This is a genomic window from uncultured Zoogloea sp. (assembly GCF_937894855.1).
Lineage (GTDB): Bacteria > Pseudomonadota > Gammaproteobacteria > Burkholderiales > Rhodocyclaceae > Zoogloea > Zoogloea oryzae.
In genome coordinates, this window is record NZ_CALAYQ010000148.1 from 21,237 (window position 1) to 43,682 (window position 22,446).

24 protein-coding genes are annotated in these 22,446 nt (G+C 71.3%); 19 read left to right on the plus strand and 5 right to left on the minus strand.

Annotated elements, in window-relative coordinates; all coding sequences use genetic code 11:
• Positions 1-64: 64 nt before the first annotated feature.
• The 19 genes from Q0672_RS16715 (at position 65) to Q0672_RS16805 (ending at position 18,350) form a co-directional block, all read left to right on the plus strand.
• The gene (locus Q0672_RS16715; RefSeq protein ID WP_298624061.1) at positions 65-1,495 is read left to right on the plus strand and encodes a phage tail sheath subtilisin-like domain-containing protein; all 1,431 of its coding nucleotides are present in this window, start codon (positions 65-67) and stop codon (positions 1,493-1,495) included.
• 49 nt (positions 1,496-1,544) lie between these two features.
• Complete coding sequence (locus tag Q0672_RS16720; protein WP_153162095.1) at positions 1,545-1,937, plus strand: hypothetical protein; 393 nt, start codon at positions 1,545-1,547, stop codon at positions 1,935-1,937.
• A gap of 4 nt (positions 1,938-1,941) precedes the next feature.
• A complete protein-coding gene (locus Q0672_RS16725; RefSeq protein ID WP_298624063.1) occupies positions 1,942-2,760 on the plus strand; it encodes a hypothetical protein in 819 nt (272 codons plus the stop codon).
• A complete protein-coding gene (locus Q0672_RS16730; protein WP_298624065.1) occupies positions 2,757-3,908 on the plus strand; it encodes a hypothetical protein in 1,152 nt (383 codons plus the stop codon). The genes Q0672_RS16725 and Q0672_RS16730 overlap by 4 nt, the downstream gene beginning before the upstream one ends.
• Positions 3,905-4,942 (plus strand): hypothetical protein, encoded by a 1,038-nt coding sequence (locus Q0672_RS16735; protein ID WP_298624067.1) that lies wholly within the window; start codon positions 3,905-3,907, stop codon positions 4,940-4,942. The genes Q0672_RS16730 and Q0672_RS16735 overlap by 4 nt, the downstream gene beginning before the upstream one ends.
• A 96-nt stretch (positions 4,943-5,038) precedes the next feature.
• Positions 5,039-5,920 (plus strand): DNA circularization N-terminal domain-containing protein, encoded by an 882-nt coding sequence (locus tag Q0672_RS16740; RefSeq protein WP_298624069.1) that lies wholly within the window; start codon positions 5,039-5,041, stop codon positions 5,918-5,920.
• The gene (locus Q0672_RS16745) at positions 5,917-6,474 is read left to right on the plus strand and encodes a hypothetical protein (RefSeq protein WP_298624071.1); all 558 of its coding nucleotides are present in this window, start codon (positions 5,917-5,919) and stop codon (positions 6,472-6,474) included. The genes Q0672_RS16740 and Q0672_RS16745 overlap by 4 nt, the downstream gene beginning before the upstream one ends.
• 5 nt (positions 6,475-6,479) lie before the next feature.
• Positions 6,480-7,532, plus strand: a complete 1,053-nt coding sequence (locus tag Q0672_RS16750) for a peptidoglycan-binding domain-containing protein (RefSeq protein WP_298624074.1) — start codon at positions 6,480-6,482, stop codon at positions 7,530-7,532.
• A 29-nt stretch (positions 7,533-7,561) separates the two neighbouring features.
• Positions 7,562-8,200, plus strand: coding sequence for a phage baseplate assembly protein V (locus Q0672_RS16755; RefSeq protein WP_298624076.1), 639 nt, complete (start codon positions 7,562-7,564; stop codon positions 8,198-8,200).
• A gap of 7 nt (positions 8,201-8,207) precedes the next feature.
• Positions 8,208-8,855, plus strand: a complete 648-nt coding sequence (locus Q0672_RS16760) for a hypothetical protein (RefSeq protein WP_153162087.1) — start codon at positions 8,208-8,210, stop codon at positions 8,853-8,855.
• Between the two features lie 10 nt (positions 8,856-8,865).
• On the plus strand, positions 8,866-9,279 hold the full coding sequence (locus Q0672_RS16765) for a hypothetical protein (protein ID WP_298624079.1): 414 nt from the start codon (positions 8,866-8,868) through the stop codon (positions 9,277-9,279).
• The gene (locus Q0672_RS16770) at positions 9,269-10,786 is read left to right on the plus strand and encodes a baseplate J/gp47 family protein (RefSeq protein ID WP_298624081.1); all 1,518 of its coding nucleotides are present in this window, start codon (positions 9,269-9,271) and stop codon (positions 10,784-10,786) included. Before Q0672_RS16765 ends, Q0672_RS16770 begins: the two co-directional genes overlap by 11 nt.
• Positions 10,779-12,662 (plus strand): hypothetical protein, encoded by a 1,884-nt coding sequence (locus Q0672_RS16775; RefSeq protein ID WP_298624083.1) that lies wholly within the window; start codon positions 10,779-10,781, stop codon positions 12,660-12,662. The genes Q0672_RS16770 and Q0672_RS16775 overlap by 8 nt, the downstream gene beginning before the upstream one ends.
• A gap of 47 nt (positions 12,663-12,709) precedes the next feature.
• Positions 12,710-13,186: a hypothetical protein gene (locus Q0672_RS16780; protein WP_298624085.1), complete on the plus strand. Its 477-nt coding sequence runs from the start codon at positions 12,710-12,712 to the stop codon at positions 13,184-13,186.
• Positions 13,186-14,562, plus strand: coding sequence for a tail fiber domain-containing protein (locus Q0672_RS16785; protein WP_298624087.1), 1,377 nt, complete (start codon positions 13,186-13,188; stop codon positions 14,560-14,562). The genes Q0672_RS16780 and Q0672_RS16785 overlap by 1 nt, the downstream gene beginning before the upstream one ends.
• Positions 14,563-14,574: 12 nt before the next feature.
• A complete protein-coding gene (locus Q0672_RS16790) occupies positions 14,575-16,041 on the plus strand; it encodes a hypothetical protein (protein WP_298624090.1) in 1,467 nt (488 codons plus the stop codon).
• Positions 16,042-16,060: 19 nt separating this feature from the next.
• Positions 16,061-16,276 (plus strand): hypothetical protein, encoded by a 216-nt coding sequence (locus Q0672_RS16795; RefSeq protein WP_298624092.1) that lies wholly within the window; start codon positions 16,061-16,063, stop codon positions 16,274-16,276.
• Between the two features lie 13 nt (positions 16,277-16,289).
• Positions 16,290-17,591, plus strand: a complete 1,302-nt coding sequence (locus Q0672_RS16800; RefSeq protein WP_298624094.1) for a hypothetical protein — start codon at positions 16,290-16,292, stop codon at positions 17,589-17,591.
• Positions 17,592-17,594: 3 nt separating this feature from the next.
• The gene (locus Q0672_RS16805) at positions 17,595-18,350 is read left to right on the plus strand and encodes a hypothetical protein (RefSeq protein ID WP_298624096.1); all 756 of its coding nucleotides are present in this window, start codon (positions 17,595-17,597) and stop codon (positions 18,348-18,350) included.
• 190 nt (positions 18,351-18,540) lie between these two features.
• Here the strand turns inward: Q0672_RS16805 and wecB are convergent, their stop codons facing one another.
• From wecB to rfbD, 5 genes are all read right to left on the minus strand, one after another.
• Positions 18,541-19,647 (minus strand): non-hydrolyzing UDP-N-acetylglucosamine 2-epimerase, encoded by a 1,107-nt coding sequence (gene wecB, locus Q0672_RS16810; RefSeq protein WP_298624098.1) that lies wholly within the window; start codon positions 19,645-19,647, stop codon positions 18,541-18,543.
• Positions 19,648-19,758: 111 nt separating this feature from the next.
• A complete protein-coding gene (gene rfbC / locus Q0672_RS16815; protein WP_298624100.1) occupies positions 19,759-20,313 on the minus strand; it encodes a dTDP-4-dehydrorhamnose 3,5-epimerase in 555 nt (184 codons plus the stop codon).
• Positions 20,314-20,326: 13 nt separating this feature from the next.
• On the minus strand, positions 20,327-21,241 hold the full coding sequence (gene rfbA / locus Q0672_RS16820; RefSeq protein ID WP_298624102.1) for a glucose-1-phosphate thymidylyltransferase RfbA: 915 nt from the start codon (positions 21,239-21,241) through the stop codon (positions 20,327-20,329).
• Positions 21,238-21,624, minus strand: a complete 387-nt coding sequence (locus tag Q0672_RS16825) for a four helix bundle protein (protein WP_298624104.1) — start codon at positions 21,622-21,624, stop codon at positions 21,238-21,240. The genes rfbA and Q0672_RS16825 overlap by 4 nt, the downstream gene beginning before the upstream one ends.
• Positions 21,625-21,628: 4 nt before the next feature.
• The coding region (gene rfbD, locus Q0672_RS16830; RefSeq protein WP_298624106.1) for a dTDP-4-dehydrorhamnose reductase at positions 21,629-22,446 on the minus strand (818 nt) is incomplete at its 5' end.

Here is a 22,446-nt window from a genome sequence, read left to right on the forward strand (position 1 = left end):
CATAAACCCTTCGCATTCGCGGAGCGGCCGTCGTCATCGTTCGAAGACAGATCGGGAGGCCCCAATGACCCTCATCATCCCCGGCGTCGAAGTCACCGTCGTCAAGGAAGTCCTGGCACCCCAGCTGGCCCCGTCGGGCGTGCTGGGCCTGGTGGGCATCGTCGAGAACGCCGACGAGGGCGTGGGCCGTGCCGCCAGCTGGCGCAGCTTCCTCAACGCCTACGGCGGCGCCAGCACCTTCAGCCTGCCCGAAGCCGCCCAGGCGCTGGCCAACGGCGTGTTCGAGCTGGTGGTGTGCCCGGTAGCCTGCGATAGCCGCGCCAGCATCAAGATCCCGCCCGCCACCGGCAGCGGCGCGGCCTTCACGCTGTCGGCCCGGGCACCGGGGCCGTGGGGCAATGCCATCACCGCCAGCATCGCCAGCCGCCAGGTGCCCACCGGCAAGAAGACGGCCGAAGGCGCCGATGAGACCCGCGCGGTGTTCGACCTCACCCTGCGCTACATGGGTACCGCCTACACCGAGGTGCACCGCAACCTGTCGGTGGATACCGGCGACCAGATCCGCAACGCCCGCGACGTGCTGGCGGCGCAATCCCAGCTGGTGCGCATCGACGAGGCCCGCGACAAGCTCAAGCAACCCAAGGACAGCCCCGACACCACCGCCGCGGGCGGTGCGGCCTACGCCCTGGCCGGCGCCACCGATGCGACGCCCGATGCCTATCGCGCCGCCATTGCCCTGCTCGAAAACGAAGCCGACGTGGACATGGTGCTCGTCTCGGTGCAGGACACCACCGACACCACCCGCGTCGGCCGCATCTACGCCGACGTGATCAGCCACTGCGACCGGATGAGCGCCCTCAGCCAGGGCCGCATCGGCTTCGGCGAGGTGCCGGGCGCCACGGCCAAGGAGATCGCCACCGCCGCCGACAAGCTCACCGGCACGCTGGTGTCCGATCGCTTCGTGCTCGTCGCCCCCGCCGGCGTGGTGGGCGCGGTGGCCGGGATGACCGGCAGCCTCGACTACTTCCAGTCGCCCACCTTCAAGCGCCTGTCGGGCCTGGGCGAGCCCGCCCCCGCGCTGGGCGTCGAGGCCCAGCAGGAACTGCTGCGCAAGAACGTCGTGCCCATCGTTGCCCAGCGCGGCCGCGGCGTGATCGTGGTGCGCGGGCTCACCACCGACAACGACCAGATCAGCGTGCGCCGGGTGGCCGACCACGCGGTGCGCGGCGTCAAGACCATCGGCGAGCTGTTCATCGGCCGGCTCAACAACGAGGAAGGCCGCGGCGCCCTCAAGCAGAAGCTGGTGGAGTTTCTCGTGCAGATGCAGAAGGAAGGCGCCATCGTGCCCTCCACCGACGGCACCGACCCGGCCTTCAAGGTGAGCGTGTATTCCAGCCAGCAGGATTTCGCCCAGGGCATCGTGCGGGTCGATCTGGCGGTGCGCCCGGTGCGCGCCATCGACTACATCTACGCCACGGTGCTGGTCCAGGTGTAAGCCCCGGCCGACCGCCTCCTCCCACCCCTGACTCACCGGAGAACCCGCCATGCCGACCGTCTTTTCCGCCAACCGCTCCAGCGTGCTGGTCGATGGCGAAGCCATCGAAGGGCTGCAATCGCTGGCCTTCCGGGTCGTCACCGAGCGCGAGGACATCCGCGCCGTGGGCAGCGACGAACGGGTCGCCGTGAGCTTCGGCCTGCGCACCGTGCAGGGCGAACTCACCGTGCGCTCGGCCAACTTCAAGCTCGACGGCCACCTGGACAAGCAGGCCAAGTTCCAGCTCGTCGCCAACCTCAAGAAGGACGACGCCGCCGACTCGCCTAAGCGCACCCTGTCCTTCGACGACTGCTACATCGAGGACAAGTCGTTCAGCCTCGGCGCCGGTGGCACGGTGGTGACCGCCTACAGTTTCAGCGCCACCCGCGTGCGCGAGGAGTAAGGCCATGAGCAGGCTGGCGCTGGACCTCTCCGGCACGCCCTGCCTGCTCGATTTCGAGGGCTTTCACCGCCCGCTGGGCGTCACCGCCGGCACCACCGCCTTCGCCCTGGCGCCCTGGACCTACCGCCGCCACATGGACACCCTGCGCGCCAGCACCCGCGCCGCCGGCGCCGACCTGCGCCTCGACACCCGTCGCCTTGGCGCCGCCGTGCTGGCCGGCCTCGACCTGCCCGACCCCGTCGCCCGCGCCCTCGAACCCCTCGCCCTGTGGTGGGCCGCCGGCGGCGACGACGCCCTGCCCGCCCCGCCGCTCGAGGGCGAGTGGCTCGACCTGGGCCCCGCCGGCCGCGCCCGCCTGCGCCCCTGGAGCGAACGCCAGCGCTTCGCCGCCCTCTCGGCCGCCCTATCCGGCGAAGGCGATGACACCTGGTTCGACCCGGTGAGCTACCTCGACGCGATGGTCCGCGCCAGCCTGCTGGTGCTCGACGGCCCCGCCCCGCTGGATGATCTAGACGCCCGCGCCACCGCCGTGCTGCTCCACGCCACCGTCGCCCTCAACCTGGCCGGCGACGAGGAGGAAGCCCTGCTCGAAGGTGGCCCCGCCGCCCGCGAATGGGCCGCCCGCACCCTGCGCCTGTGCCAGGCCCTCGGCTGGACACCCGCCCGCGTATGGGCCACCCCCGCCGCCGAGATCGACCGCCTGCTGCGCCTGCTCGACATGGTCCGCCCTGCTCCGCGCCAGGCCCGCGCCCCACGCCTCGCCGACCACCCGGACGCCACGGTGATCCGCATCGAGGACGATCCCCCGAGGGCAGCGCGATGATCTCCGCCCACACCACCCCGGCCGATCTCGTCGCCCGCATCCTCCAGCCCCTCGCCCGCAGCCTGGAAGAAGCCCGGCAACACCTCGCGCTGGAAGACGTGGACGACACCCCGGCCGACGAGGAGAGCCCCCCGGCGCCCGACACCGCCCCGGTGCTCCGGCTCACGCCCCACGGTTCCGCTTCCCACCTCCAGCCGCCCCCCTCCAGCGGGCTCCCCACCACACCCGCGGCCAGGATCGACCGCTCCGGGCCGCAAGCGACACCAGCGCTCCGCCCTCGGGCGCCGGTAACACCGGCCAGCGCGGCAGCCGTCACACCCGGCGCTGCGCCGAGCGTCCAGCCCTCGTTTTCAACAGCGGGCAATCCGTCGTCGGCTTCCGTCGCCCCGCCTGCCGCAGATACCGCCCGCCACACAGCGCCCTCCACTCCGGCCACCTCGAGCCCAACCGCCACGGTCCCGACACCTGGCCCGTTCCCAACGGGCGCAGCCCCGCAACCCGCCAGCCCACCCGCCGCCCCGGGCGACCCTGCCCCCCCCGCGCCGTCGCCGGCCGCGATCCGCCTCGTCCGCGCCGACGCCCTCGCCGACCAGCCTCCCGCGCCGTCCGTCGCCGAAGACGCCAGCCCACCGACCACGCCCGCCGCATTCAAGACCAGCCCTCCGTCCGGCACGCCCCCCCTGCCCGCAGCCCATCCCGACGCCCCCACGCGGACCATCGCCCAACCCGCCCACACCCCGTCGGCACCCACACCCCGCCACTGGCGCCTGCGCCCCGCCGCGTCCATCGAAGCTCCACCGCCCTTCGCCGACGACACCCTGGGCGCCGATGCCGCCGAGGCCCCGGCGCCAGCCCGCCCTGCCACCGCGCCCAGCCTGCTCCCCCGCAACCCGGCCCTGACCCGCGTCATGCAGGCGATGGACCCGGTGCTCGACAAGGCCTGGCAGCTCACCGACGCGTCCCGGCCCGCCGGCCGGGACGCGCCCTCCGACATGGCAGCCGAAGCTCCGCGGGTCACCAACCAGTTCAACGTGACCGTCGCCCTCGGCGAGGCCACCGACACCGCCGGCCGCGACCCGCGCCAGCTGGAGGACGCCCTCGTGGCGCTGCTCCGCGACGCCGCCCGGCGCCAGGGGCTGGACGTATGAAATCCGCCACCCCGCGCACCGCGTTCCGCATCCAGGTGGGCGGCGCCACCGCCAGCAGCACGGCCAGCGAATCCACCCGCCAGCTGCTGCAGCTGCGCGTCGAGCTGGACATGGACGGTCCGGCCGCCCACTGCTTCATCGAACTGGCCGACGGCCTGCCGCCGGCATCGGGCGATCCGGTGGAGGTCAAGCTGGACGTGGGCAGCGGCATGGTGGCGGTGTTCACCGGCACCGTGGCCGCCGTGGAGGCCGGCACCACCGGCCAGCGCATCGTCGCCCACGGCGCCTTCACCCGCCTGGGCCAGACCGAGGTGGAAGGCAGCTACGAGAGCGTTTCGGCCGACTTCATCATCAAGGACCTGATCGGCAAGGCCGGCGCCACCGCCGGCACCATCGCCAAAGGGCCAGAGCTTTCCGCCTGGGCGCTGCACCGGGGCCCCACCGCCCTGGGCCACCTGCGCGGGCTGGCCACGCTGTGCGGTGCCGGGCTGTTTGCCGACGGCGGCGGCAAGATCCACTGCGCCACGCCCAAGTCGGGCAGCGCCGATCATCAATTCACCTTCGGCGAGACGGTCACCCAGCTGGCCCTCCAGCAGGTGCCGGCGGCCTTCGACAGCGTGGAGGTGTGGGGCGAAGGCGCGGCCAGCGCCAAGGGTGCCGACAAGGCCCACTGGCTCAGCACCGATCTGTCCGGCGTCAGCGCCAAGGCCTGCATCACGCCCGACGGGCAGGTGCAGACCGGCAAGCTGGGCGAACGCCCCCTGCGCCTGCGCGAAGGCGCGCTGCGCTCGGGCGAGGCGGTCGAAGCCGTCGCCAAGGCCTGGGCCGCCGGGCTGGCCGCGCGCCTGCTGCGGGGCAGCGTCGAAGTCTTCGCTGCGCCAACGGTGCTGCCCGGCGACCTGGTGGAGATCGCCGGCCTGCCCGACGGCCACCCCGCCGCCGGGCTCCTCGGCCAGGGCCGGCTGCTCCACGTGCGCGCGGTGCGCCACGTGCTCGACCGCCAGCGGGGCGCTTTGACCCGCTTGGGATTCTGACGGGAGGCCGGCCATGAGCGACACCGCCCGGCCGCCCGAAGGGGGCGCTCATCCTCCCGCGGGGAGGTGGTCACGCAGTGACCGGAGGGTCGTCCAATGACGGTACGCATCGGCAAGATCGAACTCACCGGCGTGCAGGATCTGCACACCGAAGAGGCGCGCACCCTCGTCGAGCAGCGGGTGCCCGAGCAGCAGGGCAGCGTGTTCCAGGATCTGGGCCGCGAGCCGGTGACGATCCTGATCGACGGCCTGCTGTTCGGTGACGAATCCCTGTCGGCCCTCGAGACCCTGCGCCAGGCCCACGCCAAGGCCGAGCCCCAGTCCTTCGCCGCCGATCTGGTGGTGGGCACCGACCTTACCGAAGTCATCATCGAGGACTTCCGGGTGCGTCAGGTGGCCGGCTACAAGGATCGCTACCGCTTCAGCCTGCGCCTGCGCGAGCACATCGAGCCGCCCCAGGCCAGCGACGCCGCCATCGCCGACGTGAATGCCGGGGTGGCCGCCGACGGCGCGGCGTGGGGCGACACCAGCCTCGCCGCCGCCGGCGTGCTGCAGGATCCGGCCTCGCTGCCCGCGGCGCTGGCCGCCAACCCGGCCCTGCTCGAAAACCTCGACATGGACGCCCTGGGCGATGCCGTCGCCAACAACCTCGACAACCTCGACACCGGCCAGCTCAACGGCGTGCTCGACACCCTCGCCGCGGCCGACCCCACCAAGGCCGGCGGCTTCTTCGAGGCCCTGGGCAAGGCCGGCGCGCTGGGCAGCATGCTCGCCAAGTACGCCCAGGAGGGCGCCGCCTTCCTCAAGCAGCTCGACCCATCCAAGCTCAGCTCCCTGATGAAGGCCTTCTCCGGCGGGCTGGATTTCCTCAAGCAGCTCAAGGAGGTGGCCGACAGCGCCACCCGCCTCGCCGGCTCCATCAAGGATCTCAAGCTGCCGCCCGAGCTGGACCGCATCATCAAGGGAGGGCTGAAGTGAGCACGCCCGCCGACGTGGTCCGCGATCTGGCCGGGCTGGTGAAAAGCCTGGCCGCGCTGCTGGAAACCCAGACCGCCAAGGAAATCCCCAACATCGCCCGCGACCTGGGCGCCCAGCCCCAGCTGGCCCAGGGAGTGGACGCCCTCGGCCGGGTGCTCTCCGAGATCCGCGGCGGCGCCGTGCCCCTGCGCCGCGCGGCCATCGACGCCGACGCCCTGGTGGCGCTGCTCGGCTGCGTGCCGGGCTTCGTGGCCGGGGTGGGCGACGCGGCCGATGCCGGCGGCGGCTGGCTGGCCGAGATGGGCATCGGCCTCGCCGACGCGGCCCAGTCGGCCCGCACGGTGTCCGACCCGCTGCGTCAGGTTTCCGGCGTGCTCGACATGGGCGTCGACGCAGCCGAAGGCGCCGTGGCGATGCTCGCCCCAGCCCAGTGGCGCGGCCTCATCGCCGCCCTCGATCGCCTTTCCGCTTCACTGCTGGCCCTCAAGACGCCAGCCAACCACACCACCCCGGCCGCGTCCTCGCCCCCCGGCGCGGCCTCTTCAGGAGGATGAACACCATGGCCGACAACCTTCCCGCCACCACCGACGACGGTCGTGCCGACAACCCCTTCCGCACCGTCGCCATCCTGCTCGACGGCGTGCGCGTGGCCCTCGAGAGCAGCAAGCGCCAGGACCAGGCCCCCCGCTGGGTGCGCGTGGTGCGGGTGCGCGAGTTCCGCGACGACGCCATCGCCAAGGGCGTGATGAAGGCGATGGACGTGCTCACCCTGGCCGTCGCCTACCTGCAGCGCTTCACCCTCGACGCCAACGACCTGCTGATCCAGGGCGACGCCGCCAAGGCGCTGGTCGAGGTATCGGCCGAGTTCGTGAAGACGGCCACCAGCAAGCAGTTCATCAACGCACTGGAAGTGGCCGTGGGCCAGGACCCGAGCCCCGATTCGCCGATCCCCGACGTGGGCAACATCATGGACAAGATCGTCCAGATCGCCGACAAGGTGCCCGAGCCCGACGACCTGAAGGTGATCGGCGCAGCCCTCTACAAGCTCCTCGGCATCGAGCAGGCGCCGCTGGACGAAGCCAAGCTGGGCGCCGCCACCGAGAGCCACATCGTGGTGGAGCGCACCGGCAAGCTGCGCCTGGTGCAGTACGCCTTCGACCAGAACTTCCGGCTGCAGAACTTCGGCAAGGGCGCCAGCCAGTCGTCGCTGGACGTGAACCGGCTCGGCGCACGCCGCCTGTGGGAAGCCACCGACGACAAGCTGCCCGCCAAGTCGGTGGGCAAGTTTGGCGAGGCGCCGGACGTGGAGACCATCTGGGAGCTGGATTTCTCCACCGACAAGAAGGGCATCGACGCGCAGGAGCTCAACAGCGTCCTCGAAGCCCTGGGCTACACCGAACCCGCCGTGGACGACCGCAAGAAGTTCAGCCCCGCGCTCACCGGGCGGCTGCGCACCTTCCAGCAGCTCAACGAGCTTCCGCTCACCGGCGCACTCGACAACGCCACCCTCAACCGGCTGTTCCACCTGGATTTCGACGCCAAGAACCTCAAGCGCGCCAAGCGCTACAAGGCCGACGCGCTGCCCAAGGGCTTCGACCCGATGAAGAAGTGAGCCCGCCCCCCGGCCGGTAGCGACACGCCATGAGCGACCCGATCGACATCATCCGCGCGGTGGTCCGCGACGAGCTGCGCAGCCTGCGCCTGGGCGAGCTCGCGGTGGTGACCAGCGTCTTCCCCCACACCGGGGCGGACGACGGCAACAACCTCGAGTGCACCGTGCAGCTGCGCGAAGGCGGGCTGGAGCTGCGCAAGGTGCCCATCGCCACGCCCCACGTGGGCATGGCGAGCGCGCCCCAGGTGGGCGATCTGGTGCTGCTCAACTACGTGGGCGGCGACCCGAACCGGGCGGTGGTGATCGGCCGGCTGTACTCCGAGAAGATCAACCCGCCGCTCCACAAGGAGAAGGAGTGGCACGTGTTTGCCACTGCCGACGGGGTGAGCAGCTTCGCCATCGACGCGGACGAATCCTGCATCGTCACCGCCGGCAAGACGGTGGTCACGGTGAAGAAGGACGGCAACGTGGAAGTGCTGGGCGAGGCGGACCTCTCCATCGAGGCCAAGGGCAAGGTGACGATCAAATGCACCGACTTCACGCTGGATGCCTCGGGCAACGTGGATCTGGGCAAGGACGGCGCCGGCGTGATCACCGAGAAATCCCACAAGTGCTACTTCACCGGCAAGGCGCTGGTGCCCTCCGGCACCGTCAAGGCGAAAGGCTAGGCTAACGATGCCCGCTCCGAGTCCATCCCAGATCGAATCACCGACCAAAGGTTTTCTCAACGCCGCCGGCCTGCAGGGCGAAGACGTGCCGGGCCTCGCCGCGGCCATTGCCAACACCACCGGGCAGGCGCTCACGATGTTCCTGTCCCAGGCCATGACGATGCCCGGCATCCCCGTGGCGGCCGACCCGATCAGTGGCAGCGGCGCCAGCGCCGGCCCCGGCAAGCTGATGCCGCCGCCGGCGGGCGGCCCCGGCGCATCGCAGCTCGAAGGCCTCGCCAGCGGCCAGTGCCAGGCCCAGGGCCTGCGCGGCGAAGACGCCGACGGGCTCGCCAAGGCCATCGCCGGCACCGTCGCCCAGGGCATCGCGCTGTTCTGCGCCCAGAGCATGGTGATGCCCGGCATCCCGGTGGCCGGCTTCGTGAGCAGCGGGCCGGGCATGCTCCAGCCGGTGCCGCTGGCGTCGACGCTGGAGGGCATCGCCAATGGCCTGCTCAGCCAGAACGGCATCCGCGGTGAGGCGGCGCCCGATCTGGCCAAGGCCCTCGCCCAGGGCGTCGATCTGGGCCTGACGATGTTCGCCGGGCAGGTGATGGTGTCGCCGGGCATCCCCTGCCCGCCGGGCGCCAGCGCCGGCCCCGGCCGGCTGATGTGAGGACGCGCTGATGGCCATCGATCCCTTCGGCACCGATCTGCGCCTCGTCTTTGCCCGCGGCAGCGAGGGGGCCGATCTTGCCGTCGGCCTGCAGGATCTCGAAACCGTGAGCGGCGTGGAGAACCTCGTCCAGGCCCTCACCCTGCGCCTGCTGGTGGACCGGGGCGAGCTCGACGGCCTCGGCCACCCGCGCTACGGCAGCCGCATCCGCGACCTGATCGGCGAGCCCCTCGACCGGGCCAACCTTGAACTGCTGCGCCGCTACGTGCGCCAGGAGCTTCAGCGCGACCCGCGGGTGGAGGAAGTCCTGCAGGTGCGCGTCACCCCCCACGAGCCCACCCGCGACGGGGTGGACGTGGAGGCCCGGGTGCGCGCCGTGAGCGGCCTGGAAACCAGCCTGGAGGTACGCATCGATGCCACTTGAGCGGGTCTATCTCAAAAAGGGTTTTGCCGACCTGGCCGAAGCCCTCATCCGCGACATCCGCTCCGGGCTGGGCGGCCGGCCGGCTCTCACCGACGTCAACGAGGGCAGCGTGGTGCGCACCCTCGCCGAAGCCTTCGCCCGCGAACTGGCGGTGTGCTACGAGCAGCTCGACAGCGTGTATCGCAACGCCTATCTCGATTCGGCCAGCGGCCCGGCCCTCGACAACGTGGTGGCGCTGCTGGGTCTCGAACGCCAGCGGGGCGGCCATCTGGAAGGCACCGCCGTGTTCAGCCGCGGCCAGCCGGCGCCGGAGGACATCCACATTCCGCTGGGCACACTGGTGGCCGGGCGCGACGTGCCGCTCTTCGCCACCACCGCCAACGCGGTGCTCGACAAGGGCGAACGGCTGGTGGTGGTGGGCGTGCGGGCGGTGGAACCGGGCGGGACGACGGTCAAGGCCGGCGCGCTGGCCAGCCTGCCGCGCCCCATCGCCGGCATTGACCAGGTGAGCAACCCGGGCGATCTGGTGCTGCGCCAGCGGGAGGAAACCGACGACGAGCTGCGCGCCCGCGCCCGCCGGCTGGTGCTGTCGTCCAACACCGGCACCGTCGCCGCACTCGAAGAGGCCGCCCGCAGCCTGGGCATCCGCGAAGTGCAGGTGATCGAGAACCCCGGCGGCCGCCCCGGCGAAGTCGAGGTGGTGCTGGGCGACCGGGACATCGGCAGCGAACTGCTCGAAGAGGTGAGGAACCGCCTCGAGAACGTCCGCCCCGCCGGCATCGTGCTGCGCTGCGGGCCGGCCACCCCGGTGTTCGTGCAGATCACCGCCACCCTCACCCTCAACGCGGTCTTCTCCGAGCGCGAGCAGGCCGACATCCTGAAACGCCTCCGCGCCGTGCTCACCGACTACTTCGGCGCCCTCAAGGTGGGCGAGGCGGTGCGCGACGCCAAGATCCGCGCCCTGCTGCTGGGTCACGAGGCGGTGGTAGGCTGCGAGCGCACAGGCCAGCGCCCGCTCCTCGAGCCCTTCGTATGCAAGGACGGCAGCGGGCTCGAATCCGTCGCCTACGCGCAGATGGGAAACGGCGACGTGATGGCCGGCCCCAGCGAGCGCATCGGCCTCCACCCCGAAGCCCTACCCCTGCGCCTGAGCCTGGAGCCGCCTAAGCCCAACCTGTGGGTGGACACCACCCTCAGCGTGGCCGCCGGCACCCCCACCGGCGGCCTGCTGGCGCGCATCACCGGCGCCATCAAGGACGCCTTCGACAAGGCCGCCGGCAAGGCCAGCGCCGAAGCCCCCGCCAGCCTGGGCTACACCGCCCTGCGCGAGGCGGTGACCAACATCGTGCCGCCAGCCGCCGTGGTGCGCCTGCGGGTCACCGTCACCCACGAGCGCGACGGGCTGGTGGAAGAACTCGACGACGACAGCGACCTCGCCACCGTCGGCGCCCGCGAACAGCCCATGCCGCGCAAGCTCACCCTGCGGGTGGAGGGCAGCGATGACTGACCCGCGGGTGCGCCGCGAGCGCCTCCTTGCCCTCCTGCCGCGCATCTTCACCGCCCAGCCTTCGTCGAGCGCGGTGGGCGCGCTCATCGACGGCATGGCGGCCAGCCTCGCGCGGGTGGACGACACCCTCACCCACATCCAGTACGACCGCTGGGTCGGCCTCGCCAGCCCTCAGCGGCCCGCGCCCGACGAAGCCAGCGCCCTCGAAGGCCTGGGCCGCCTGCTCCAGGTGTCGCGCCTGCCGCCGCGGGTGCGCTATCTGAAATACCAGTCGTTCCCGGAGAAGATCGAGGTGGACTTCAACTCGGCGGCCCCCCGCGCCGACGCCCTCGACGAGCTGGTGGGCAGCGGCTGGCGCCGCGGGCAGGACGGCCGCCCCGCCGACGACCCGGCAACCCTCCTCGCCGCCCGCTTCGACGGCCTGCGTTTTGTGCTCGCCGGCGACGGCCAGAGCCTCACCGCCGAGCCCGATCCCGCCGCCCCGCCCGAAACCGCCCCCGCCGCCCTCGCCCGCTTCCAGGCGGTGCTCGACCCCGAACCCGGCGAGACCTTCCGCCAGCGCCTGCTGATCACCGCCCGGGTACGCACCGGCGGCCTCACCACGCCCCGCGCCCTGCTCTCCCTCGCCATCGCCGACCTGGGCGCCGAGCCCTGCCCGCGCCTCGAACGCCGCCAGGACGCCACCCTCGCCTTCGGCATGCCGCCGGGCACCCGCAAGCGCTGCGCCGGCTGCGCCAGCGGCGACCGCACCCAGCCCTGCCCCAGCCGCGCCCAGGCGGTGGTGGAAGCGTGGATCACCGAGAACCCGACCCTCGCCGCCCGCCACGTCGAGCCCGCGCCGCGCCTGCGCCGGGTGTTCACCGTAACCAGCGCCAGCCTGCACCCGGATCGCCCGGTGGTCACCCTCGGCGTACGCGACCAGCCCGCCCCCTACCCGGCCCTGCGCAGCGTGGACAGCGGCGAGATCACCCTCTACGCCGGCACCCTTCAGCCCGGCGACACCCTCGTCCTGTACCCCGCCGTCACAGCTGCCGAGACGGCTCCCTTCGACGGTTTCGACGCCCCCGGCCACCACGCCTGGGCCGCCAACCACCCGGCCGGCCGGGCGGTGCTCATCAACCGCGAGGGCCACGAGCGCGACGTGAGCAACTCGATCTTCTACCTGTGGGGCAACCGCCTCGACGACCGCGGCGCCGCCTTCGGCAGCATGCGCTGCGGGGTGCTGGAGCAGCGCGTGCTCACCCCGCGCCTCGCCCCCGGCGCCAACGGCTGGATGCTGCTCACCTTCGCCCAGCCCGACGCCGCCTTCGCCGGCCCCGACGACACCGTGCACGCCTCCCGCTTCGCCGGCCACGACGACCTGGACGGCACGCGCTTCGCGCTGCTGGACGGCACCATCGGCGAGGGCGACGCCCGCTACGCCTCGGTGCTGCTCGAATCCTTCAACAAGACCGACACCGGCGGCACCACCGAGACCGACACCGCCCACACCCCACGCCTCAGCCTGCGCCTCGACTGGATGACCCGCCCACCGGCCAGCATCCGGCTGCGCATCCCGCGCAACGAATGGGTTGCCGCCGCCGCCGCCCGGGGCGCGCTGCCGCTCCTGCGGGACGACATCGCCCGGGCCACCGCCGCCGGCGTGCGCGCCAGCATCGACTTCCCAGAACCCACCCGCCGCGACGCCCACGACGGCGCCGAGCGCCTGGGCCTCGCCACCGGCCAGCGCTGGACCGAAGACGCCGCCCCCGCCGACGGCCCCCTGCGCTTCACCCTCGCCACCACCCTGCGGGATGTGCACGACAGCGCCGACGGCCAGTTCTCCGCTGGCGGCGTGTTCGACACCACCCGCCTCGACTGGAGCCACAGCCGATGAGCCCTCGCCGCCCGCCCTCCAGCCCGCCCCATCGAAGGAGTGACCCCATGCCGATGCACGAATCCCACGGTCTCGCCGGACGCCTATCCATCGAACTGCGCGACCCCAGCGGCCGGCTCGTGGACGCCCGCCGGGTGAACAACCTCATCACCGACGCCGGCAGAACCCTGCTCGCCCGCCTGTTCACCGGCACCGCCCAGAGCCCTGACCTGCAGATCGCGGTGGGCCGCTCGGGCACCCGCGCCGAAATCGCCGACACCAAACTGGGCGACTTCGTGGTGGCCGCACCGGCCACCGTGCCCAGCGTCGCCCCCGGCGACTACGAAGGCCAGCAGCGCATCGTCGCCCGGGTGGTGGCCACCCTGCCGCCCACCGGCAACGCCGACCCGCAGCCGCTCCAGGAGGCGGGCATCCTGGTCGGCGTCACCGGCGCCGAACCCGTGCTCTACAACCGCGTCACCTTTCCGGTGGTCAACCGCGCCGGCAACCTGGAGATGACGCTCAGCTGGGAGGTGATCTTCTGATGGCCGACACCCCGACCCCCTACATCCGCAAGGAACCCGGCGACATCATGCTCGCCGCCGACTGGAACGCGATCCAGGTGCGCGCCCGCACCGAGCTGCGCAGCCACGACCACACCGGCGACGGCACCCGCATCCCCCGCAACGGCATCGCCGACAAGGCCATCGACGGCAGCAAGGTCGACCCGGAAAGCCGGCTCACCCTCAAGGGCCTCGCGGTGGGCGGCCCCCTCAAGGTCAGCGGCACCGCCCAGCTCGCCGACATCCAGGCCACCCTCGCCAGTCTCAGCGGCGATCTCGCGGTGGGCACCGACGCCCCCGAGAACGGCGAAGGCTGGAGCCGCGTGGTGGACATCCTGGGCGGCGCCCACGCCAAGCTGTCGATCCGCGCCGGCGGCGTGGACGGCCGGGTGATGGCCCACGGCGCCGGCATCTACGGCGCCGACGCGGGCCTGATCGTCGGCACCCGCAGCGCCCACCCGCTCAGCCTGATCGTCGGCGGCGAGATGCGCCTGCGCCTGGGCATCAAGCAGGACCCGGGCCTTCCGATCCTCGACCTGTTTCCCAGCCAGAGCCTCCTGCGCATCTCCGCGTCGGGACGCACGGGCACGACGACCGCCCCCGCCCTGGGCCCCGGCGAAGCCGAGATCCGCAACGACACCGACAAGTACCAGACCCTGATGCTCATGGGCAACCGCAGCGCCGGCCTGGGGCGGCGTGTTTCCGTCTGGGACCGCCTGGAGGTCAATGGCGCGCTCGTGCTCGACTACACCGTCGACGCCCCCCCGGCAGGCACGCCCAAGTTCGCCATCTGGAACAAGCGCGACGAACCCAGCGCCCCCGAGAAAGGCTATCTGAGCGTCACCCACAGCCTCAACATCGTCAACGCGCGCACCGGCGACACGCGCTTCCAGCTCAACGTGAACGACGGCGTGCTCCAGACCGACGTGCTGCGCCTGGGCAAGAAATGGCGCATGTCGGCCGTCGGCGACGCCCACGGCAACGACGGCTGGCTGCGCCTGTTCAACGTGGACAACACCGGCTACTACGGCGGCTTCGCGGCCGGCGAAATGTGGTGCACCAAAGGCGGCTTCACGGGCTCCGACCTGCGCCTGAAGGACAACGTCCGCGTCCTCGAAAACGCCACCGCCGCCCTCTGCAAGCTGCGCGGCGTGCGCTTCGACTGGCGCAGCGGCGGCCGCTCCGTCGGTCTGATCGCCCAGGAACTCGAGGCCGTACTCCCCGACGCCGTCGCCGAAGGCCCCGACGGCTGGAAAGGCATCAACCCGGCGGCGGTCATCGGCCTGCTCGTCCAGGCCGTGAAAGAGCAACAGGCCATGATCGACGAACTGCGCGCCGCGCTGCCGGCCCACCCCTGAGGAAGACCCACCATGGCCGACCGCCCCACCCCCTACGTCAAACGCACCGCCGGCGACATCATCCGCGCCGACGAATGGAACGAAGTCCAGATCCGCGCCCAGGAAGACATCGCCGCCCATAACCACACCGGCGGCTTCGGCGCCCCGCTGCCCCGGGACGCCATCCAGAACAAGGCCATCGACGCCAGCAAGCTCGACCCGGACAGCAGGTACGCCATGAAGGAGCTGACCGTCGGCGGCCCCCTCAAGGTCACCGGCACCGCCCAGCTCGCCGAAATCCGCGCCGCGCTGGCCAGCTTCTCCGGCGCGAAGCTCACCACCAGCGGCGACGTGGGCGTCGGCACCGCCACCCCCACCGCCCGGCTCGAGGTAAGCACCCAGAACGACCGCGGCTGGGACGGCAACAAATCGAGCCTGCGCATCGTCTCGCCCGACACCCGCTACTTCCTCGACGTGAAATCCTTCGTCGTCGCCAGCGGCAACGTGGGCTACCAGTTCTCGCCCACCGGCGAAACCGGCACCGCCACCGGGCTCAGCCTCGACACCAACGGCAACCTGGGCATCGGCATCGCCCGGCCGGGCGCCCGGCTCGACGTGGAAGGCGGCGCCCTGCTGGGCTACGCCAGCTCCCTCAACGCCACCGGCCTGCCGGGAGATTTCGGCATGCCGCTCAAGTCCGGTTTCTACCAGAACGGCGGCGCCGAGCTCACCGGCGACGTGCCCGACAGCACGCACCCGTGGACCCACCTGATCGTCTGCCGACACAGCAACACCGCCAACAACCACCAGCTGCAGATCGGCGCCAGCTACACCGAGAACGACCGGCTGTTCTTCCGCAAGATGGCCTCGGGCAGCCTCACTGCCGCGCAGAACTCCGCCTGGAACGAGCTCGCCACCCGCGGCGCCAACACCTTCGCCGGCAACCAGGTCATCACCGGCGACGTGACCATCTCGGGTAACCTGGGCACCCGCGGCTATTCGCCCAAAGCCCGCCAGGCCGGCTGGGGCGGCGGCATCCACACTTGGGACATCGAGGCCGAAGCCACCATCTGGGCACGCAATGCCATCCAGACCGGCGCCCGCGATCTGGCCGAAAACTTCGCCACCCTCGAAGCCATCGAACCGGGCGACGTGGTGAGCCTTGCCGCCGACGGCAGCGGCGTCGAGCGCTGCCGCCAGCCCCACGACCCGCTGGTGCTGGGCGTCGTGTCCACCGAGCCCGGCATGCTGCTGGGCGCCGACGCCCTCCAGCACGAGCGGATCGCCGGCGAGCAGCCCATCGCCCTGGCCGGCCGCGTGCCGTGCAAGGTGTGCGCCGAGAACGGCCCGATCCGCAAGGGCAACCTGCTGGTGCCGGCATCGCTCCCCGGCCACGCCATGCGCGCCGGCGACAACCCCACCGGCTGCACCATCGGCAAGGCCCTGGCCGATTTCGATGGCGACACCGGCCTCATCGACGTCTTCGTCTTCCTCCGCTGACCCCAATCGGAAAACCGCCATGAAAGAACAGATCGAAGCCCGCCTTGCCGAACTGCGCAGCGAATACGACGCCGGCCTCGGCGTGATGGCCGACCTCCAGAAGAAGGAGGAGGACCTGCGCACCACCCTCATGCGCATCAGCGGCGCCATCCAGGTGCTGGAGGAGATCCTCGCCGCCGAGACCCCGCCAGCCGAAACCGGCGAAGCCGCCGGCCCGCGCCTCGTCGCCCGCTAGACCGCCCACCGCCGTGGCCGACACCGCCACCCTCCTCGCCCCCGACGGCAAGCCCGCCACCGGGCGGGATTTCAACGCCGCCGCCGGGCTGGCCTGCCGCATCGTGCTGCCCGCCGGGCGCCGGCTGGCCAGTGCGCAGCTGGTGCTCGCCGCCGCCGACAGCGGCGAGCTGGCCTTGGAGTATCCGGCCCTCACCGCCGACTCCGGCCCGATGGCCGGCAAGGCCGACGCCCCGTGGCTGTGGGCCAGCGCCGACTGGGGCGAAACCCGCGCCCTGGTGGGCATCCACCTCGACGCCTCGCCGCCCGCCGCCGGCGCGCTCACCCCGCCGCGCAAGACCGGCGCCCGCCTGCGGGTGTTCAGCCGCGGCACCTGGCTGCCGCTCCAGCCCCTCGACACCCTGCCCGCCGGGCCGGAGCAACGCTTTCCCGCCCAGTGCGCGTCGCGCCTGATGGCCGAGATGCTCATCGAGGGCGACGCCGCCGAAAAACGCACCGGCGTGCTCATCCCCGGCAGCCTCACCGGCCGGCGCGTCGGCGTGCGCTTCACAAAACAGCCCTGCCTCGTCAGCGTGGCGGTAGGCGACGATCCGCCGTTCTTCAGCCCGGATGGCCCGGTGCCCGGCGTCGGGCTCGCGGTCGATGGCCTCGTGCGGGCGATCAACCGCTACCTGGCCGACCACCCCGCAGCGACCGCCGTGCCGCTCACCATCGCCACCGCCAACGCCCAGCCCCTGCGCGTCAGCTTCATCGCCGAGCTCGAAGCCCCGCCCAAGCCCACCACGCCGCCGGCGCCCCAGCCCGAACCGCCCGACAAGCCCCGCCCCGGCGAGCGCGACCTGCTGGCGCCCGCCGCCGGCACCCCCCGCGTCGCCCGCCTGTGCGACGCGGACCACGCCGCCGGGCAGCGTTTCGCGGCGCTGCCCAAGGGCGTGCAGCTTTCCAGCGTGAGCCTGCACCTGCGCCCCCCCGGCGACGCGGCGAGCGGCGAGCTGAGCCTGCATGCCGACAGCCACGGCAGCCCGGCGGAGGCACCCATCGTCCGCTGGCCTTTTGCCGTGGCGGCCGACGACGAAGCCGAACCCCGCTGGGCCACCAGCCGCCTGCCGGCGCCCCAGCTGCTGACCGGCCAAGCCTGGTGGCTGGTGTGCCGCATCGACCACGGCAGCCTGCTGTGGTACGCCGACGACCACCGCCCCGCCGGTGTCGACGGCGCCTTCCATCGCCGCGCAAACGGCCCCTGGCTACCTCTCGACGCCCCCGCACCCGCCCCGTGGCTGCAAGTCCAGGCCGGCGTGCTCGACCCGGAACCCTGACCCATGCTTGGCCCCCTCGAACAGCTGCTGCACCCAGCCCTCACCGCCGCCCTGCCGCCGGGGCAGGACATTCAGACCGGCCCCGCCAGCGCGCCCAATGGCGCCGCCAGCCGCGTCGCCCTCCTCGCCCTGCGCCTCGAATTCGACCCGCCTGCAGCACCGGACGACACGCCGATCCGCGACCCGGCCTTCCTCGGCTGGCAGGGCACGCTCACCGCCACGCCCGGCCACCCACTGGATTTCACCCTGCCCGACGACGCCCCCGGCGAGGTGGCCGAGGTGCATTGCCCGCCGGGCCGCATCGTGGCGGGCGGCGACGCGTATCTGCTGGATGGCCGCACCCTGCGCTTCTTCCGCGAACCGCCCGGCCCGGTGCAGGCGCGCACCCGCGGCGCCCCCAGCGCAGGCTACCGGGAGCGCCGCAGCGGCTGGATCGATCTGGAACTGCGCGCCTGGGCGAGGGACATCGCCACCGCCGACGCGCTCCTCGCCACCAGCCTCGCGGCGGTGCTGGCAGCATTCGCGGAGATCAACGTGATCGAGCTCGAAGGCGCCCCGCCACGCCTCGCCCTGCGTCTCGCCAAGCCGCAGGTGAACCTCGCCGGCATCTCCCGCGGCCTCGATCCGGCGGCCCCCGGCTGGCAACTGGGCGTGGCCCGCTGCGTGGTGCGGGGCGAGCTGGAGCTGGGCCTCACCCTCGGCGCGCCGGAACCCGAAGGGCGCATCGGCGAGGTGGACGTGCGGCTGCACAAGGCGTGAGGAGCGCCGGCGGCCCTGTAGGTCGGACTTCAGTCCGACAAAACGGTGCCTGACGGGACGCGCGCTGTCGGACTGAAGTCCGACCTACAGGATCGCGCTCGTTTGAATCGCCTGAACGTATAAACGGCGGACGTTGCACTCGCAACATCCGCCGTTTCAAATACAACACCCCTGAACGGGGCTGGCAACCTCAGGGCAGCAGGCGATCCAGATCGGCGACGATCCGCTCGGCGGCCTTGCCGTCCCAAAGCAGCGGGCGGCAGCCGTGCTTGCCCTGGCCGGCCAGCACCTTGGCGGCTTCTTCGAGGATGCGCGCCGGATCGGTGCCCACCAGCACGTTGCTGCCTTCGTCGATGGTCACCGGGCGCTCGGTGTTCTCGCGCAGGGTGAGGCAGGGGATGCCGAGGGCGGTGGTTTCTTCCTGCAGGCCGCCGCTGTCGGTCATGATCAGCGCGGCGTCCTTCCACAGGTTGAGGAATTCCATGTACGACTGGGGCTTGGTGAGCACCACGTTGGGGCCCAGGTCCAGCCCGAACTTTTCGAGGTTGCCCCGGGTGCGCGGATGCACCGGGAAGATCAGCGGCAGGTCGGCGGCGATCTGACGCAGGGCGCCGGCGATGCCGCGCAGGTTGGCTTCGTCGTCCACGTTGGACGGGCGATGCAGCGTCACCACGCCGTACCTGGGGTATTTGGCCTTGATGGCCTCGGTTTCCATGCCGGACTTGTCGGATGCGTCGAGCTTGTCGCGCTGGAAGAGCAGGTTGTCGACCATCACGTGGCCCACGTGGAAGACCACGTCCTGGGCCTTGCCTTCCTTCAGCAGGTTATCCACGCCAGCGGGTTCGGTGCAGAAGAACCAGTCGGAGATGCTGTCGGTGACGAGGCGGTTGATCTCCTCGGGCATGCGCATGTCGCCACTGCGCAGGCCGGCCTCCACGTGGGCCACCGGAATGTCGAGCTTCTTGGCGTCGATGGAGCAGGCCAGCGTGGAGTTCACATCGCCCACCACCAGCACGCAGTCGGGGCGGGCCTTCTGGCAGATGTCCTCGAAGGCCACCATGATCTTGGCCGTCTGCGTGGCGTGGCTGCCGCCGCCGGCCTCAAGGTGGTAATCCGGCTTGGGGATGCCCAGTTCGTCGAAGAAGACGTCGCTCATCTCCCGGTCGTAGTGCTGGCCGGTGTGGATGATCTTGAACTCGAAGCGGTCGGCCCGGGCTTGCAGGGCGCGAACGATCGGGGCGATCTTCATGAAATTGGGACGCGCGCCGGCAACGAGGTAGATCAGCGAACGGGACATGCGGGGCTCCACGGGCAGAATGACAGGCGCGCATTATCGCGCGCCCGGCCTGGGCAAGACGAAGAAATAATTGTCAGATTGGCGCAGGCGGCCCCGAAAGCCAGGGCCGGATCAGGCGAAGGTCTCGCACTCGGCGAGCGGCTTGCCGGCCACGTCCTTGGCCGACAGTAGCGGCGCGCCGTCCAGCAGGTGCAGCGGCCACTCTACGCCCACGGTCGGGTCGTTCCAGGCCAGGCTGCGCTCGAACTGCGGCGCGTAGTAGTCGGTGGTCTTGTAGAGGAAATCCGCCGAGTCGCTGGTAACCAGGAAACCGTGAGCAAAGCCCGGCGGAATCCAGCACTGGCGGTTGTTCTCTTCAGAGAGCTCGACGCCAACCCACTGGCCGAAGGTGGGCGACGACTTGCGCAGATCCACCGCCACGTCGAACACGCTGCCGCGGGTGACGCGCACGAGCTTTCCCTGGGCTTGCTCGATCTGGTAGTGCAGGCCGCGCAGCACGCCCTTGGCCGAGCGGGAGTGGTTGTCCTGCACGAAGGCCACGTCGAACCCGGTGGCGGCCTGGAAGGCCTTGGCGTTGAAGCTCTCCATGAAGAAGCCGCGGGCGTCGCCGAAGACCTTGGGTTCGAGGATCAGCAGGTCGGGGATGGCCGTTTGGATGACGTTCATCGGAACACCTTGGTCAGAAGACTTTTTCGTCGAGGATGCGCAGCAGGTACTGGCCGTAGCCGTTCTTGGCCAGCGGCGCGGCGAGCTTCTGGAGCTGCTCGGCGCCAATCCAGCCGGCGCGCCAGGCGATCTCTTCCGGACACGCGATCTTGAGGCCCTGGCGCTTCTCGATGGTCTGGATGAAGAGGCTGGCTTCAAGCAGGCTTTCGTGGGTGCCGGTGTCGAGCCAGGCGTGGCCGCGGCCCATCACCTGCACATCCAGCGCGCCCCACTCGAGGTACTGGCGGTTCACGTCGGTGATCTCCAACTCGCCGCGGTCGCTGGGCTTGATGTTGCGGGCCACGTCGACGACGCGGTTGTCGTAGAAGTACAGCCCGGTGACGGCGTAGCGGCTCTTGGGGACCTTGGGCTTCTCTTCGAGGCTGATGGCCTGGCCCTTATCGTCGAACTCGACCACGCCGTAGCGCTCCGGGTCATGCACCGGGTAGGCGAAGACGGTGGCGCCGTCGGCGCGGGCGCTGGCCGCGCGCAGCCCGCTGGCGAAGTCATGGCCGTAGAAGAGGTTGTCGCCGAGCACCAGGGCGCTGGGATTGTTACCCACGAAGTCGGCGCCGATGATGAAGGCCTGGGCGAGGCCGTCCGGGCTGGGCTGGACGGCGTAGCTGAGATTGAGGCCCCACTGGGCACCATCGCCCAGCAGCTGCTCGAAGCGCGGCGTGTCTTGCGGCGTGGAGATGATGAGGATGTCGCGGATCCCCGCCAGCATCAGGGTGCTGAGGGGGTAGTAGATCATCGGCTTGTCGTAGACCGGGATCAACTGCTTGGAGACGGCCAGCGTGGCCGGGTGCAGCCGGGTGCCGGAGCCACCGGCGAGGATGATGCCCTTTCGGGTAAGGGACGAGTGGGAAGTGGGAAGTAGGGGGCTCATTGGGCGCTCCATTTTCGGTAGAGACCCGTCAGCAGACGGCCGACGTGGTCGGTAAGGTTCAGGATTTCGGTGGTGTCGTCCAGATAGCCAAGCATCCTGGCGATCTGGATCTGCGTGGTCAGTTCGGCAAGCGAGCCACGGGCAACGGAGATGAAGTGGGCGTATTCCTTTGCGCCACTGCGCGCAGCGCCTTCGGCGATGTTGCTGGGGATGGAAACGGCGGCGCGGCGCATCTGCTGGGTCAGCCCGAAACGTTCATCACCGGGGAAGCGGGCGGAAACGTCATAGACGGCCTTCACGAGCAGCATGCCCTGCCGCCACGCATCCAGCCGTTCGTGCGGTCTCCCGCCCACTTCCCATTCCCCCCATTTCCCATCGCCCATTGCCTCAGATGATCTCGGTGAGCATCCGCTCGACCCCGCTTTGCCACGCCGGCAGCACGAGGCCGAAGGCCTGCTGGAGCTTGCGGGTGTCGAGGCGGGAGTTGGCCGGGCGCTTGGCGGGCGTGGGGAAGGCGCTGGTGGGCACCGGGCGGATGGCGTCCGGGGCAACCTTGATCGCCACGCCGTGGGCGCGGGCGAACTCGATCACATGCCGGGCGTAGCCGTGCCAGGTGGTCTCGCCGCCGGCGGCGAGGTGGTAGGTGCCGGCGAGCGCCGGGTTCGCGAGGGTCATCCGGGCGGCGTGGGCGGTGACGTCCGCCAGCAGCTCGGCGCCGGTGGGGGCACCGTGCTGGTCGTCGATGATGGTGAGCGCGTCGCGATCCGCGGCGAGCTTGAGCATCGTCTTGGCGAAGTTGCCGCCGCGGGCGGCGTACACCCAGCTGGTGCGGAAGATCAAGTGGTGGCAGCCGCTGTCGAGGATCAGCTGTTCGCCCTCCAGCTTGGTGGCGCCGTACACCGACAGCGGGCCAGTGGGCGCGTCTTCCGTCCAGGGCGCGCTGCCGCTGCCGTCGAAGACGTAGTCGGTGGAGTAATGCACCAGCAGCGCGCCGAGGGCCGCGGCTTCGCGGGCGAGCACGCCGGGGGCCAGCGCGTTGATGGCGCGGGCGAGTTCGGGTTCGCTCTCGGCCTTGTCCACTGCCGTGTGGGCGGCGGCGTTGACGATGAGGTCGGGGGCCACATCGCGCACGGTGGCGGCGAGGCTTTCGGGGTGGGCGAAGTCGCCGGAGAGGCCGGGGGCGCCGTCGTGGTCGAGGGCGATGA

Coding starts and splice junctions, on each gene's coding strand:
- Q0672_RS16715 (WP_298624061.1), top strand. CDS start 65: ATGACCCTCATCATCCCCGGCGTCGAAGTCACCGTCGTCAAGGAAGTC.
- Q0672_RS16720 (WP_153162095.1), top strand. CDS start 1,545: ATGCCGACCGTCTTTTCCGCCAACCGCTCCAGCGTGCTGGTCGATGGC.
- Q0672_RS16725 (WP_298624063.1), top strand. CDS start 1,942: ATGAGCAGGCTGGCGCTGGACCTCTCCGGCACGCCCTGCCTGCTCGAT.
- Q0672_RS16730 (WP_298624065.1), top strand. CDS start 2,757: ATGATCTCCGCCCACACCACCCCGGCCGATCTCGTCGCCCGCATCCTC.
- Q0672_RS16735 (WP_298624067.1), top strand. CDS start 3,905: ATGAAATCCGCCACCCCGCGCACCGCGTTCCGCATCCAGGTGGGCGGC.
- Q0672_RS16740 (WP_298624069.1), top strand. CDS start 5,039: ATGACGGTACGCATCGGCAAGATCGAACTCACCGGCGTGCAGGATCTG.
- Q0672_RS16750 (WP_298624074.1), top strand. CDS start 6,480: ATGGCCGACAACCTTCCCGCCACCACCGACGACGGTCGTGCCGACAAC.
- Q0672_RS16755 (WP_298624076.1), top strand. CDS start 7,562: ATGAGCGACCCGATCGACATCATCCGCGCGGTGGTCCGCGACGAGCTG.
- Q0672_RS16760 (WP_153162087.1), top strand. CDS start 8,208: ATGCCCGCTCCGAGTCCATCCCAGATCGAATCACCGACCAAAGGTTTT.
- Q0672_RS16765 (WP_298624079.1), top strand. CDS start 8,866: ATGGCCATCGATCCCTTCGGCACCGATCTGCGCCTCGTCTTTGCCCGC.
- Q0672_RS16770 (WP_298624081.1), top strand. CDS start 9,269: ATGCCACTTGAGCGGGTCTATCTCAAAAAGGGTTTTGCCGACCTGGCC.
- Q0672_RS16775 (WP_298624083.1), top strand. CDS start 10,779: ATGACTGACCCGCGGGTGCGCCGCGAGCGCCTCCTTGCCCTCCTGCCG.
- Q0672_RS16780 (WP_298624085.1), top strand. CDS start 12,710: ATGCCGATGCACGAATCCCACGGTCTCGCCGGACGCCTATCCATCGAA.
- Q0672_RS16785 (WP_298624087.1), top strand. CDS start 13,186: ATGGCCGACACCCCGACCCCCTACATCCGCAAGGAACCCGGCGACATC.
- Q0672_RS16790 (WP_298624090.1), top strand. CDS start 14,575: ATGGCCGACCGCCCCACCCCCTACGTCAAACGCACCGCCGGCGACATC.
- Q0672_RS16795 (WP_298624092.1), top strand. CDS start 16,061: ATGAAAGAACAGATCGAAGCCCGCCTTGCCGAACTGCGCAGCGAATAC.
- Q0672_RS16805 (WP_298624096.1), top strand. CDS start 17,595: ATGCTTGGCCCCCTCGAACAGCTGCTGCACCCAGCCCTCACCGCCGCC.
- wecB (WP_298624098.1), bottom strand. CDS start 19,647: ATGTCCCGTTCGCTGATCTACCTCGTTGCCGGCGCGCGTCCCAATTTC.
- rfbC (WP_298624100.1), bottom strand. CDS start 20,313: ATGAACGTCATCCAAACGGCCATCCCCGACCTGCTGATCCTCGAACCC.
- rfbA (WP_298624102.1), bottom strand. CDS start 21,241: ATGAGCCCCCTACTTCCCACTTCCCACTCGTCCCTTACCCGAAAGGGC.
- Q0672_RS16825 (WP_298624104.1), bottom strand. CDS start 21,624: ATGGGCGATGGGAAATGGGGGGAATGGGAAGTGGGCGGGAGACCGCAC.